General features: G+C 75.5%; 13 protein-coding genes, 1 tRNA gene, 1 other RNA gene and 1 riboswitch. Of the genes, 7 read left to right on the forward strand and 8 right to left on the reverse strand.

What is annotated here, in order from left to right; translation table 11 throughout:
• The first annotated feature begins 25 nt into the window (after positions 1–25).
• Positions 26–1273, forward strand: coding sequence for an acyl-CoA dehydrogenase family protein (locus U5M74_RS05875; protein ID WP_410907036.1), 1248 nt, complete (start codon positions 26–28; stop codon positions 1271–1273).
• A gap of 99 nt (positions 1274–1372) precedes the next feature.
• On the opposite strand, the gene U5M74_RS05880 is transcribed toward U5M74_RS05875, so the two are convergent.
• On the reverse strand, positions 1373–1909 hold the full coding sequence (locus U5M74_RS05880; protein ID WP_410907038.1) for an NUDIX domain-containing protein: 537 nt from the start codon (positions 1907–1909) through the stop codon (positions 1373–1375).
• 6 nt (positions 1910–1915) lie between these two features.
• The gene (locus U5M74_RS05885) at positions 1916–2668 is read right to left on the reverse strand and encodes a GOLPH3/VPS74 family protein (protein ID WP_410907040.1); all 753 of its coding nucleotides are present in this window, start codon (positions 2666–2668) and stop codon (positions 1916–1918) included.
• A 475-nt stretch (positions 2669–3143) separates the two neighbouring features.
• On the opposite strand from U5M74_RS05885, the gene ssuE reads away from it, so the two are divergent.
• Positions 3144–3692 (forward strand): NADPH-dependent FMN reductase, encoded by a 549-nt coding sequence (ssuE, locus tag U5M74_RS05890; RefSeq protein WP_410907042.1) that lies wholly within the window; start codon positions 3144–3146, stop codon positions 3690–3692.
• Between the two features lie 171 nt (positions 3693–3863).
• On the opposite strand, the gene U5M74_RS05895 is transcribed toward ssuE, so the two are convergent.
• From U5M74_RS05895 to U5M74_RS05910, 4 genes are all read right to left on the reverse strand, one after another.
• Entirely contained in the window at positions 3864–5015 is a 1152-nt protein-coding gene (locus tag U5M74_RS05895) for a Gfo/Idh/MocA family oxidoreductase (protein WP_410907044.1), read from the reverse strand.
• Between the two features lie 63 nt (positions 5016–5078).
• Positions 5079–5789, reverse strand: coding sequence for a nicotinamide riboside transporter PnuC (gene pnuC / locus U5M74_RS05900; RefSeq protein WP_410907045.1), 711 nt, complete (start codon positions 5787–5789; stop codon positions 5079–5081).
• Positions 5790–5930: 141 nt separating this feature from the next.
• Positions 5931–6063, reverse strand: a riboswitch (FMN riboswitch).
• Between the two features lie 87 nt (positions 6064–6150).
• Positions 6151–6918: a TetR/AcrR family transcriptional regulator gene (locus U5M74_RS05905; RefSeq protein ID WP_410907047.1), complete on the reverse strand. Its 768-nt coding sequence runs from the start codon at positions 6916–6918 to the stop codon at positions 6151–6153.
• A 50-nt stretch (positions 6919–6968) separates the two neighbouring features.
• Positions 6969–7172: a hypothetical protein gene (locus tag U5M74_RS05910; RefSeq protein ID WP_410907049.1), complete on the reverse strand. Its 204-nt coding sequence runs from the start codon at positions 7170–7172 to the stop codon at positions 6969–6971.
• Positions 7173–7295: 123 nt separating this feature from the next.
• On the opposite strand from U5M74_RS05910, the gene U5M74_RS05915 reads away from it, so the two are divergent.
• The 3 genes from U5M74_RS05915 (at position 7296) to U5M74_RS05925 (ending at position 10468) form a co-directional block, all read left to right on the forward strand.
• Positions 7296–7946, forward strand: coding sequence for a disulfide bond formation protein DsbA (locus U5M74_RS05915; protein ID WP_410907051.1), 651 nt, complete (start codon positions 7296–7298; stop codon positions 7944–7946).
• Positions 7947–8039: 93 nt separating this feature from the next.
• Positions 8040–8963, forward strand: coding sequence for an LLM class F420-dependent oxidoreductase (locus U5M74_RS05920; RefSeq protein ID WP_410907052.1), 924 nt, complete (start codon positions 8040–8042; stop codon positions 8961–8963).
• 173 nt (positions 8964–9136) lie between these two features.
• The gene (locus tag U5M74_RS05925) at positions 9137–10468 is read left to right on the forward strand and encodes a uracil-xanthine permease family protein (protein ID WP_410907054.1); all 1332 of its coding nucleotides are present in this window, start codon (positions 9137–9139) and stop codon (positions 10466–10468) included.
• Positions 10469–10598: 130 nt separating this feature from the next.
• On the opposite strand, the gene U5M74_RS05930 is transcribed toward U5M74_RS05925, so the two are convergent.
• Both U5M74_RS05930 and U5M74_RS05935 read right to left on the reverse strand, forming a co-directional pair.
• On the reverse strand, positions 10599–11267 hold the full coding sequence (locus tag U5M74_RS05930) for a LytR C-terminal domain-containing protein (RefSeq protein ID WP_410907056.1): 669 nt from the start codon (positions 11265–11267) through the stop codon (positions 10599–10601).
• 104 nt (positions 11268–11371) lie between these two features.
• The gene (locus tag U5M74_RS05935) at positions 11372–11668 is read right to left on the reverse strand and encodes a type II toxin-antitoxin system VapB family antitoxin (protein WP_410907058.1); all 297 of its coding nucleotides are present in this window, start codon (positions 11666–11668) and stop codon (positions 11372–11374) included.
• A 242-nt stretch (positions 11669–11910) separates the two neighbouring features.
• Here U5M74_RS05935 and U5M74_RS05940 point away from each other — a divergent pair.
• Positions 11911–11995: transfer RNA gene (locus U5M74_RS05940), tRNA-Ser, on the forward strand.
• 111 nt (positions 11996–12106) lie between these two features.
• Positions 12107–12203: signal recognition particle sRNA small type (gene ffs, locus U5M74_RS05945), an RNA gene on the forward strand.
• Positions 12204–12607: the final 404 nt, after the last annotated feature.

Raw genomic sequence — 12607 nt, forward strand, 5'->3', positions numbered from 1 at the left:
AGCCCCTCGACGAAGCGGAGCACCGATGACCGCCGCCCGGCCCCCGATCATGCCCGGGGTCACCGCCCCCGACTACGACGTCTCCCAGCCCCTCGACGTCGACTACCTCGGCGCGTTCGCCGACGTCACGCCCGAGGAGCAGGCCCACCGGCTCGCGGTGCGCCAGTTCGTGCAGGCGGAGGTGCTGCCGGTCATCGACGGCTACTGGGAGCGCGCCGAGGTGCCGTTCGACCTCGTCAAGCGGATGGCCGACCTCGACCTCCTGCGCGACGGCGTCGACGTGCCCGGCCGCCCGCGCATCTCGCTCATGGCCGAGGGCCTGGCCAGCATGGAGATGTCCCGGGGCGACGGCTCGGTCGCCACGATCTGCGGCGTGCAGGGCGGCCTGGCGCTGCGCTCGATCGTGCTGCACGGCTCGCCCGAGCAGGTGGAGCGGTACGCCGAGCCGATGGCGCGCGGGGAGGTGCTGGGCGCGTTCGCGCTCACCGAGCCCACCCACGGGTCGGACTCGGTGTCGCTCGAGACCACGGCACGGCGCACGGTGCGCGACGGCGTCGAGGGCTACGTCATCGACGGCGAGAAGAAGTGGATCGGGTTCGGATCGTGCGGCCACATCGCCGTGGTGTGGGCCCGGCTGGTCGGCGAGGGCGGCGACGGCCAGGTGCACGGCTTCGTCGTGCCGCAGGACGCGCCCGGTTACCGCGCCACCACCATCGAGGGCAAGGCGTCGCTGCGGGCGATCTGGCAGGCGCACATCGTGCTCGACGACGTCTTCGTGCCCGCCGAAGCGGCGCTGCCGGGCGCGACGTCGTTCAGGGCGACCTCGGAGGTGCTGTTCGCCACCCGCCTCGGCGTCGCCTGGTCCGCCGTCGGGCACGCCACGGCCTGCTACGAGGCGGCCGTGCAGTACGTGGGCCAGCGCATCCAGTTCGGCCGGCCGCTGGCCGCCAGCCAGCTCGTCCAGGAGCGGCTGGCGCGGATGCTGGCCACGCTCACCCAGATGCAGCTGCTCGTGGCGCAGACGACGCGGCTGGCCGAGCGCGGCGCGCTCAGCGGCCCGCAGGCCTCGCTCGCGAAGCTCACCTGCACCCGCGGTGCGCGCGAGGTGGCGTCGACCGCCCGGGACATGCTCGGCGGCAACGGCATCCTGCTGGGCAACCGGGTGGCGCGGCACTTCGCGGACATCGAGGCGCTGCACACCTACGAGGGCACCGAGTCGATGAACGCCCTCATCGTGGGCCGCGACATCACGGGCGTCTCGGCGTTCGTCTGACCGGCGCTCCCCGACGCTCCCTCGGCACCTCCTTCGCCGCCCCTTCCTCGCCGTTCCGGGTCCCTGACGGTCCGAGACAGACCCCTCTGTCTCGGACCGTCAGGGACCCGGAACGCGTCCGTCCGCGGCCGGGTCGACAACCGGACGGGCGGCCAGGTGGGCGGCCAGCCGGTCGACGAGCTCGGCCTGCGCGCTGACGATCACCCGCCGCGCGTCGTCGGGCGCGAACCACGCGGCGCGGTCGATCTCCGGCACCTGCAGCCGCCGCCCGGAGCGCGGCGGCCACTCGATCTCGACGAGGTTGCTCCGCACGTCCGTGAGGTCGACGCCGGGTGGCGCCTCGCGCGCCCACGCGAGCACGCGCTTGCCGCTGCGCTGGCGTACCGCGCCGAGCTCGACGTCGGGCACGGGCGGCTCGGGCAGCGCGACGCCCAGCTCCTCGGCGGCCTCCCGCAGCGCGGCGCCGTGCGGGGGCTCGCCGTCCTCGAGCTCGCCCTTGGGGATGGTCCACGCGCCGGCGTCCTTGCGCGCCCAGAACGGACCGCCCATGTGGGCGAGGAGCACCTCGAAGCCGGCGCCGCCGTCCGCCGTCCCGGTCCGGCGGTACAGCAGCAGGCCCGCGCTCGTCGTCGCCACGGCGCCTCAGCTCGTGGCCGGCACTGTCGTGGTCACCATGACGGCGGCGGCGAGCGCCGCCTGCATCGCCACCTGCGCGGCCACGGCCGCCGCGACGCCGTCGGCCACCCACGCCGACGCGGCGAGCTCGTCCACCCGCGCCTCGGCGCGCCTGCGGTCCGGCTTGGCCACGAGCCGCGACACGAACCCCGAGCCCTTGAGCAGCGCGGCCAGCGCCGCCGTGCGCGGGTCGGGGGTGAGCCCGTCCACCAGCACCGCGGTCAGCCGCCGCCGCAGCGCGGCCTCGTGCGCCTGCTCCTCCGCGGGCCAGCGCGTCGTCGGGAAGATCGCGAGCACCTTGCGCTCCTCGCGGCGCAGCACGCCGCGGTCCGCCAGCGCATGCAGCAGCCGCTCGCGCGCGCCGCGCGAGAGCGGCTCGACGAGGTCCTTGGCGCGCCGCGGCTTCTCGGCGACGACGGCGAGGGCCGCGTCCAGCGCCGGGTGGCCGGTGGGGGAGGGGTCGCGCACGACGACGGTCGCCCGGGCAGCCTCCTTGGCCGGGTCGGGGGCGCGGCCGCCCGGCAGCGTGCCGACCGGTGTCCCACCGGCACCCTCACCGGCACCCTCGCCGGCACCCTCGACGGCGACGTCGACGCGCCCGGCCATGGCCAGCTCCACCAGCAGGGCGCCCCCGAGCCGGTAGTCGAGGTTGGCGAGGCCGGACTCGGCGCCCGACTCGTCGTCGTACGCGAGCAGCAGCAGGTCCTCCGCGATGAGCATGGTTCGACACTGCGCCCGGCGGCCGTGTGCGGCAAGCCCGCCAGGCCGTCTCACGTGAGTCCATAGAGCGAGACGATTGCCTGACCGTATCGTGGACGCCCCCTTGTCCACCTCGTGGCGCGGCTGCGAGGGTCGTCGCCATGACCAGCACCCGACTGCAGACCGTGCCGTACGACGCCCCCGTCGTCGGCACGGTGATGTGCCTGTCGGCGTGCCGCGACATGTGTTGTCGCTGACCCGTCGCCGCTGACGGTCCGCCGCCCCGCGCCGCGCGCCACCCCGGACCCGCCCCGGACCAGTGCCGGACCAGTGCCGGACCAGTGCCGCCGGCCGTCGCCTGCGGTCGACCCGTCGTCGTCCCGCCCGCCGCGGCGCTGTGCCCGCCCACCTCCGCGTCCGTCCACGGCCGCGCCTGCCCGGGCCGCCCTGCCTGCCGCCGCACCGCCCTACCTCGTACCGCCCCGAAGGAGCACCCATGGCCTCCGTCCTCGTCCTCGCCGGCAGCCCGTCGGCCCGGTCCCGCACCACCTCGCTGGCCGCCCACGTCGGCGACGAGCTCGCCGCCGAGGGCCACGACGTCGCGCTGCTGCACCTGCGCTCGCTGCCGGCCGAGGCGCTGCTGCACGCCGACACCTCCGACCCGCTGATCGCCGACGCCGTCGAGCAGGTCCGCGCCGCCGACGCGCTCGTCGTGGCCACCCCCGTGTACAAGGCCGCCTACTCCGGGCTGCTCAAGGTGTTCCTCGACCTGCTGCCGCAGGGCGCGCTGCGCGACAAGGTGGTGCTCCCGCTGGCCACCGGCGGCACCGTGGCGCACGTCCTGGCGCTCGACTACGCGCTGCGCCCGGTGCTCGTGTCGCTCGGCGCCGCGCACGTGACGCCCGGCCGGTTCGTGCTGGACACCCACATCGACCACACCTCGGGCGGCCCGGTGCTGCCCGACACCGGGGCGCGCGACTGCGTCGCCCGCACCACGGCGGCGTTCCGCACGGCGCTCGACGCCGTCGTGCCGGCCTACGCCTGACGCGCGTCCGCCTCGTCGCGGCACGGTCCCGACGTCTCGACGCTGCGGACCGCTGCTCCGTCCGTTCGGTGATCCGTGGGCAGATCGGCGACCCGGATCACCGATCTGCCCACGAATCACCGAACAGACCGAGGGGCGAGGCGACCGCTGGGCGCGGCGACGTCGTCCGCGTCAGCGGCCGCGACAGCCCTTGCCGTCGGCCCACTCCTGGCGCACGGCGCGCACGGGCGCCCCGCCGGCGGCGGCCTCGCGCACGACCAGCTGCAGGTACTGGTCCTGCGCGGCCTCGGCCACCTCGTACGGCGACGGCCCGCCGGCGAGCACATGGGTCGCGGTGCGGGCCAGCAGGTGGGCGATGCCGAGGTCCTCGTCGGCGAGCCGCGCCGGCCGGAACGGGTTGCGGTACGCCCACCCGCCGTCGAGCAGGTAGCCGCGCAGGAACAGCCCCTCGTGGGAGCCCGCGCCGCCGGCCGCCACCCGCTCGAGCCGCGCCACGCGCGGCTGCCCGTCGTCGCCCACGTGGCGCACGACGTCGTCGCGCAGCTCGCCGCGCTCGCCCCGCAGCAGCACGGCGGGGGAGCGGACCCACGAGCGGTACTGCACGTCGTCGAAGTCGTAGACGCCGAGCCGGTCGCCGTAGTCGAGCCAGGCGAGCGCGTGCACGGTGTCCACGGGCGCGAGGTCGGCCGGGTCGGCGTACCGGGACGGGCTCGGCAGCACCCGCCGGGCGTCGCGGCGGGCCGTGACCAGCGGCTCGGCGAAGCCGACGCCGAGCGCCCGGCGCAGCACCGACAGCCCGTGGTAGTCGTGCGCCACGGCCACGTGGGCGTCGGTCACCGTGCCCAGCCGGCCGGAGGCGGCGACCCCGAGCTGCGCCGAGACGAGCGGCTCGAGGTGGTACTGCTCGGCCACGTGCACGCACGCGCCGTCCTCCACCCGCCGGTGCAGGGCGAGCAGCTCGGGCACCGTCCCGGCCGCGGGCGTCTCGAGGAGGGCAGGCACGCCGGCGTCGGCCAGCGCGGCCACCACCTGCTGCGCGGGGCCGGCCGGCACGGTCACGACGACGACGTCGGGCGCGGGCCGCTCGCGCGACCCGGCCAGCAGCCCGTCGAGGTCGGGGTGCGCCGCGAGGCCGTGGCCGGACAGGAGCTCGCGGTCGGCGGCGTTGCGCGCGGTCACGCCCACGACGTCGAACCACTCCGGCAGCGCCGCCATGACGCGCAGCATGGTCCGGGCGCGGAAGCCCGAGCCGACGACGCCGACGCGCGCCGGGCGCGGCAGCGCGGGGTCGCGCGGGGCGCGCTCGAGGAAGAGGTCGCTCACGGGCCCGACCCTACGGAGGGGCCGCCGCGCGCGCCCGGGAGGGCCGCGTCGAGCCGCCGCGCATCAGGCCGGGCTGACCGCCGCGGCGCCGGCACGCTCGCGGGCGTTGACCCGCCGCCACACGAAGAACCCGATGAGCGTGAACACGCCGTAGAACACGTACATCGCGGCGGAGGCCCAGTACCCGGCGCTCAGCAGCAGCGGCACGCCGACCAGGTCGACCGCCACCCAGATCAGCCAGAACTCGACCCAGCCCTTGGCCATGCCGTAGGTGGCCAGCAGCGAGCCCATGAAGATCCACGCGTCGGCCCACACCGGCTCGTACGAGCCGAGCGCCCGGAACAGCGGCGTCAGCGCGAGCGTGCCGCCGACCAGCGCGGCCACGAGGCCCCCGCGCGCCGGCCACGAGGCCCAGCGCGGGTGCACGGCGGCGCCGTCGTCGGCGGGCACGGTGCCGTCCGCGCGCACCTCGAGGTTCTGCCGGCGCGTGTTCCGCCACTGCACCCAGCCGTACACGCTCACCACGATGAACATCACCTGGCGGCCGGCCTGGCCGAGCATGTCGGGCAGCGGGGAGCCGCCGAACCACGAGCCCAGGAACACCGTGAACAGCAGCACGTTGCCCACGATCCCCACGGGCCAGGCCCACACCTTGCGGCGCATGCCGCCCAGCGCGGAGGCCAGGCCGAACACGTTGCCGATCACCTCGCGCCACAGCAGCGTCTGACCGCCGACCTTGAAGGTGGCGTCGAACAGCCAGTCGATGACGTTCATCTCGATCCTCTCCTCGGGCACCGGTGCCCGGGGAGCGACGAGGGGAGGGGTCGACGGCGCCGCCACGGCCGCCTGCGGGCGGCCCGGCACGCCACGACCGGCGGCGGCGTCACCGCGCAGGCCGACGGCCGCGGGCGCGCCGCACGTGCTTCCTCCCATCCGGACTTTGACCGTCGGCCCTGGAGTTCCACCAGGTCAACCGCTCTCCCGAGGGAGGAGCGGGTCGCGGGCTGTCACCGCCGGTTCGGAGTTTCACCGACCCCGGAGCACGTCGTGCGTGTCTTGCTCAGGAACAAGGATGCCACGCCCCGCGGCTATTCCCGCGAGGCGTCTCGGCCACCGGCGTCGGGCGCCGCGCCGCTCAGGACAGCGCGTCGCGCACGGCGCGGGCGACGTCGTCGGGCCGCGTGCCCGACTCCAGCACCGCGACGACGACGCGCGCCCCGGACCCACCGGACACCGTCACCGGCAGCGGCGCCGCGGCGGCGCGCCCGTCCCGGCCGGACAGGTCCGCCGTGGCGGTGGCGCGCAGGTCGGCGAACGCCTCGTCGAGCTCGGGCCCCAGGTCCTGGTCGGGGTTGCGCAGCCAGCGGCGCAGGAACGCGTTGTGCACGGCGACGACGCCGGCGGAGAAGGCGATCGACTGGGTGGTCGAGGAGCGGTCGGGCCGCAGCGTGTCGCGTAGGTACCGCGTGAAGGCCCGCTCGTAGCGGTGGGTGGTGACCAGCTCCCGGTCGCGCAGCGCGGGCACCTGCCGCAGCAGGCGGTAGCGCGCCAGCGACGTCTCGCGCTGGCCCACGTGGTGGTCGAACACCAGCCGGGCGGCGCGGCACACCTCGATGTACGGGTCCACGGCGGAGTCCCAGGTCACGCGGCCGGTCGGCGCGTCGCCGTCCTCGCGGGCGTCCGGACCGGTCTCGGCGAGCATCAGCACCACCTGCTCGAGCAGCAGCTCGTGGTCGGCGAAGACCACGTCCTCCTTGGAGCCGTAGCGGCGGAAGAAGGTGGCGCGGCTCACCTGGGCCGCGTCGGCGATCTCCTCGACCGTGGTCTGCTCGTAGCCCTTGCGAGAGAACAGCTCGATCGCGACGTCGACGGCCTGCGCGTGCGTGTGCGACGTCCGGGCCATGCGCCCGAGGCTAGCGCGTGCGGCCCGCGGCCGGGACAGCGGGAGCCGGCTCAGCGGCGCGGCTGGTCGAACCCGGCCTCGCGGCCGCGCCGGCGGTCGCGCTGCAGCCAGCGCAGCTCGCGCACGGCGACGCCCACGGCCAGCACGCACGGCAGCCACGCCCACACGCGGCCGCGCAGGGCGGCGAAGAGGAAGACGAGGGCGACGACGGCGGCGCCGACCACGGTCGCCACGCTCTTCCAGCGGATCCCCACGGCCGCGAGCCTACGGGAGAGGAGGCCCGAGCGCGGGGGCCGGAGCACGATGGCTGGACGAGGTGGCCCGAGCGATGCGGGCCAGCGGGAGAACGGGGCGCGGGGCGCGAGTAGGGTCGCGCCGTGACCACCGAGACCGCGACCACGACCGCCCCCGTCCGGCCCGACGACGTCGTCCCCGTCGTCGACGTCTACGTCGACCCGCTGTGCCCGTTCGCCTGGATCACCTCCCGGTGGGCCCTCGAGGTGGCCGCCCAGCGGCCCGTCGAGCTGACGTTCCGGCTGATGAGCCTGTACCTGCTCAACGAGGGCCGCGACCTGCCCGCCGACTACCGCGAGCGGATCGACGGCTCGCGCGGCATCGGCCGCGTCGCCGCCGCCGTGCAGACGGACCACGGGCCCGAGGCGTTCTCCGCCTTCTACACCGCCGCCGGCACGCGCATCCACGCCGGCGGCCGCACCGACCTCGACGCCGTCGCGCGCGAGGCGCTCGCCGAGGCCGGCCTGCCCGCCGAGCTCGCGGACGCCGCGACGTCGGACGCCTACGACGCCGCCCTCGCCGCCTCCCACGAGGCCGGCATGAAGCCGGTCGGCGAGGACGTCGGCACCCCGACCCTCCACGTCGACGGCGTCGCCTTCTTCGGGCCGGTGCTGACCCGCGTCCCGCGCGGCGAGGACGCGCTGCGCGTGTTCGACGGCGCGCTGGCGCTCGCGTCGTTCCCGCACTTCTTCGAGCTGAAGCGCAGCCGCACCGAGTCGCCCGCGTTCGACTGACGCCCGCCCGGCCTGCACCGGTCCCGCCGGATCGCCACCGGGCCCGCCCGCCGCCGGGCGGGCCCGGCGCGGCCGCCGGGGCAAGATGGGCGCATGACCCTCGATCTGCGCATCTTCACGGAGCCCCAGCAGGGCGCCACGTACGACGACCTGCTCAAGGTCGCCCAGGCCACCGAGGAGCTCGGCTTCTCGGCGTTCTTCCGCTCCGACCACTACCTGACCATGGGCGGCGACGGCCTGCCCGGCCCCACCGACGCGTGGACCACGCTCGCCGGCCTCGCCCGCGAGACGAAGACCCTGCGCCTCGGCACGCTGGTCACCTCCGCGACGTTCCGCCACCCGGGCGTGCTGGCCATCCAGGTGGCGCAGGTCGACCAGATGTCCGGCGGCCGCGTCGAGCTCGGCCTCGGCGCCGGCTGGTTCGCCGAGGAGCACGCCGCCTACGGCATCCCGTTCCCCGCCAAGCGCTTCGGCCTGCTCGAGGAGCAGCTCGAGGTCGTCACCGGCCTGTGGGGCACCCCGCTGGGGGAGCGCTACTCCTTCTCCGGCGAGCACTACACGCTCACCGACTCCCCGGCCCTGCCCAAGCCGACCCAGGACCGGGTCCCGGTCATCGTGGGCGGCTCCGGCCCGAAGCGCACCCCGGCGCTCGCGGCCCGGTTCGCCACCGAGTACAACCAGGCGTTCCCGGCGTTCGGCGACATCGCGCCGCGCATCGACGTCGTCAACCAGTCGCTCAAGGAGGCCGGCCGCGACCCGGAGACGCTCACGCACTCCGCGGCGCTCGTGCTGGCCGTCGGCCGGGACGAGGCCGAGTTCGAGCGCCGCGCCGCCGCGATCGGCCGCGAGCCGGCGGAGCTGCGCGAGCACGGTGTCGCCGGCACCGTCGCCGAGGCCGTCGACCGGCTGGCCCAGGTCCGGGCGGACGGCATCGAGCGCGTCTACCTGCAGGTGCTCGACCTGCACGACCTCGACCACCTCGAGCTGGTCGCTCGCGAGGTCGCGCCCCGGCTCTGACGGGCGCACCCTCGCGAACCGCCGACGACGGCGCGGTCCTGCGGTGCGGGACCGCGCCGTCGTCGTGCCCGGGCCGGCGCGCTCGTCGGCACCGGCGCGTCACAGCGGTGTGCCTCGCGACCGCTACCCTCCCCCTGATCACCACCACCTTCCACGGACGGAGCGCGCGCACCATGGCCGCCACCCCCTCCTCGTCGACGCTGGGCTGGACGCTCCACGGCGACGGAAAGACCCTCACCCCCGGCGCCGTCGTCGCCCCCGACGAGCGGCTCAGCTGGCCGCGCACCGTCGGCATCGGCCTGCAGCACGTGGTCGCCATGTTCGGCGCGACCTTCCTCGTGCCGCTGCTCACCGGCTTCCCGCCGTCGACCACGCTGTTCTTCTCGGCCATCGGCACCGCGGCGTTCCTGCTCATCACCGGCAACAAGCTGCCCAGCTACCTCGGCTCGAGCTTCGCGTTCATCGCCCCGATCGCCGCGGCCACGGGCGCCGACGGCGACCTCGGCGTCGCGGTGGGCGGCATCCTCGCCACCGGCCTGCTGCTCGCCGTGGTCGGCGCCGTTGTCCACCTCACCGGCGGCCGCTGGATCGACGCCGTGATGCCGCCGATCGTCACGGGCACGATCGTGGCGCTCATCGGCCTCAACCTGGCCCCGAGCGCGTACGCGAACTTCCAGAGCGCGCCGGCCACCGCACTGATCACGCTGGTCGCGATCATCCTCGTGTCCGTGCTGTTCAAGGGCATGCTCGGGCGCCTGTCGATCCTGGTCGGCGTGGTCGTGGGCTACGTCGCCGCGGTGCTCCAGGGCCAGGTCGACTTCAGCGGCGTCCGCGAGGCGGCCTGGCTGGGCCTGCCCACCTTCCACGCCCCGACGTTCGACCCTGCCGTGCTGGGCCTGTTCCTGCCCGTCGTGCTGGTGCTCATCGCCGAGAACGTCGGCCACGTGAAGTCCGTCGCCGCGATGACCGGCCGCAGCTACGACCGCCTCACCGGCCGCGCGCTCCTGGCCGACGGCGTCGCCACGACCTTCGCCGGCCTCGGCGGCGGCTCGGGCACCACCACCTACGCCGAGAACATCGGCGTCATGGCGGCCACCCGCGTGTACTCGACGGCGGCCTACTGGGTGGCCGCCGGGGCGGCGCTCCTGCTGTCGCTCTCGCCCAAGGTCGGCGAGCTCATCGCCACCATCCCCGCGGGCGTGCTCGGCGGCGCCGCCACCATGCTCTACGGCATGATCGGCATCCTCGGCGCGCGCATCTGGGTGCAGAACAAGGTGGACTTCTCCAACCCCGTGAACCTCACCACCGCGGCCGTGCCGCTCATCATCGGCATCGCCAACTACACCTGGGTGGCCGGCGAGCTGCGCTTCGAGGGCATCGCGCTCGGCACCGCCGCGGCGCTGCTCATCTTCCACGGCATGACCGTGATCTCCCGCCTGACCGGCGCCCACCAGGAGCCGGCCACCCCGGCCTCGGCGCCGAACGGCAGCGAGCTCAAGGGCTGAGCCGCCGGCCCGGCCGCCCGCCGGGCCGCGGACGACGGAGCGCCCCGTGACCCTCCCGGTCACGGGGCGCTCCGTCATCTCGAGTCCTGCTGCCCGTCAGCGGCCTTCGGGCCGGTCGCTCAGAACCGGCTCACTCCTCCTCGGCCGGCGTCGGCGCCGGCACGGGCTCGACCTCGTCGACCGGCGCGCAGCCCTCGACGTTGATCAGCGGCTGGTCGGCCGCGAGGGGCACGTCCGCCTCGTCCAGCGGTCGCTCGTACGCCTCGCCGACGAGCAGGTCCACCGTGGCGCCCTCGCGGTCGTCGAGCACCATCTCTATGGCGGGGAACTGCGCGGCCAGCGTGTAGGCGGCCACCACGCCGTCCCGGCCGAAGCGCAGCTCGTTGGTGGCGAGCGTGGAGCCCGCGGCGAGCTCGGCGTCGTACGTCGAGTCGTAGTTGCCGGTGCCGAGCACCTCGAAGCCGCGCTGGGCGAGCACCTTCTGGTTGGCGCCCGCGAGGCCGGACATCCCCGAGGCGTTGAAGATGCGCACCTGCACCTGGTCGTACGACAGCGGCAGCGCGCCGTCGGGCTGGTCCTCCACGGCGGGCAGGCACGGCGGCGGCTCCGACGTCGTCTCCTGCTCGTTCGAGGTGAACGGGCGGGCGAACGGCGCCGAGATCGCGCCGGTGTAGACGGCGAGGGCGCCGAGCGCGGCGACGAGGAGGAACGCGACGAGCACCCCGAAGACGACGGCCTGGCGCTCGTGCTCGCGGCGGCGACGGGCGACGCGCGCGGGGTCCTGGACGGGGGTGCTCACCGGGCGAACCTACCGGAGAAACGCCGACCGCGGCGGGCCCCCGCGACGCCCCGGCGGGTCGACCCCGTCACGCCCGCACGCTCCGTCCGCCGCACCTCAGCGCCTCACTTCACGGTGAGGACGCGGGCGTGCAGCACCGGGCGCTGCTGGAGCGCGGCGCGCACCGCGCGGTGCAGGCCGTCCTCCAGGTAGAGGACCCCCCGGTACTCGATGACGTGGGCGAACAGGTCGCCGAAGAAGGTCGAGTCCTCGGCCAGCAGGCGGTCCAGGTCGAGCGTGCGCTTCGTCGTCACGAGCTCGTCGAGCCGGACCTGCCGCGGCGGCACGTCGGACCAGTCCCTGGCGCTCACGCGCCCGTGGTCGGGGTAGGGGCGGCCGTCCCCCACGGCCTTGAAGATCATGCGGCCCATCGTAGGGTCGCCCCGCCCGCGGGCCGGTGACGGCTCCGCGCGCCCGCATGACCTCGCCACAGTCCGTGCACAGCGACGTCCCAGGCGCGGCACGCACCGGCGCCCGTCCGGCCCGCGGACCCGCCGCTGCGGCGACGTCGGCGCCTGCGCTCCCGACGCCGGTTCACGACCACGGCGCCGGGTCCGGTATCCTTCTGGGGCTGGCCGTGCCCGGAGCACCGGCCGAGCAGCCAGGAGGATTCGCCTAGCGGCCTATGGCGCACGCTTGGAAAGCGTGTTGGGTTCACGCCCTCGGGGGTTCGAATCCCCCATCCTCCGCCGCCCGACGGGCCCGCACCGCACGGTGCGGGCCCGTCGTCGTCTGCCGGCCCGTCGCGCCCCTGCGGCCTCCCGGTTTCCGGCTCGCGGCCCCTCTCGGCTAGGCTGGGGGCAGACCCCTCGTGCGGCGTCATCGTGCCGAACTCCCCCAGGGCCGGAAGGCAGCAAGGGTAGGTGCGCTCTGGCGGGTGCGCGAGGGGTCCTTTGCTGTCTCCGGGGCCCTCGCGGGGGCCCCGTGAGGCGCCTGCGGACGCGGGCAGGGCCTGCGTGGGCCGCCGCCACGGTCCGCCACCCGGACAGGCCAAACCGTCTCTGACCTGCGGGTTCTCAGAAAGTGGACGTCGAACGTCCCGCATCGCGGGATTCTGGCCGCTCCGGTTGGCCCCGGCCCCGCGCTGCTGCCCATGATGGGGCCATGGCCCGCACGACCACGCCCGTCACGCTGACCTCGCGCACCACGCTGCGCGAGGTCATGTGCTGTCGTGCGGCCACCTGCCGAATGCGCGTCGGCCGCTGAGCCGCCCGACCCGCCGGCCAGCGCGGGCTCCGCAGCCCGCGCCCGGCACCTGACGCGTCCCGACGCGCCTCCCGCTCCGCACAGCCCCACCAGCC

The organism is Puerhibacterium sp. TATVAM-FAB25 (assembly GCF_046535855.1).
GTDB classification, from domain to species: Bacteria; Actinomycetota; Actinomycetes; order Actinomycetales; family Cellulomonadaceae; genus Puerhibacterium; species Puerhibacterium variabilis_A.

Excerpts from the sequence above, each read along its gene's own strand:
- U5M74_RS05875 (WP_410907036.1), top strand. The coding sequence starts at position 26 with ATGACCGCCGCCCGGCCCCCGATCATGCCCGGGGTCACCGCCCCCGAC.
- U5M74_RS05885 (WP_410907040.1), bottom strand. The coding sequence starts at position 2,668 with ATGCTCATCGCGGAGGACCTGCTGCTGCTCGCGTACGACGACGAGTCG.
- ssuE (WP_410907042.1), top strand. The coding sequence starts at position 3,144 with ATGGCCTCCGTCCTCGTCCTCGCCGGCAGCCCGTCGGCCCGGTCCCGC.
- pnuC (WP_410907045.1), bottom strand. The coding sequence starts at position 5,789 with ATGAACGTCATCGACTGGCTGTTCGACGCCACCTTCAAGGTCGGCGGT.
- U5M74_RS05905 (WP_410907047.1), bottom strand. The coding sequence starts at position 6,918 with ATGGCCCGGACGTCGCACACGCACGCGCAGGCCGTCGACGTCGCGATC.
- U5M74_RS05920 (WP_410907052.1), top strand. The coding sequence starts at position 8,040 with ATGACCCTCGATCTGCGCATCTTCACGGAGCCCCAGCAGGGCGCCACG.
- U5M74_RS05925 (WP_410907054.1), top strand. The coding sequence starts at position 9,137 with ATGGCCGCCACCCCCTCCTCGTCGACGCTGGGCTGGACGCTCCACGGC.
- U5M74_RS05935 (WP_410907058.1), bottom strand. The coding sequence starts at position 11,668 with ATGATCTTCAAGGCCGTGGGGGACGGCCGCCCCTACCCCGACCACGGG.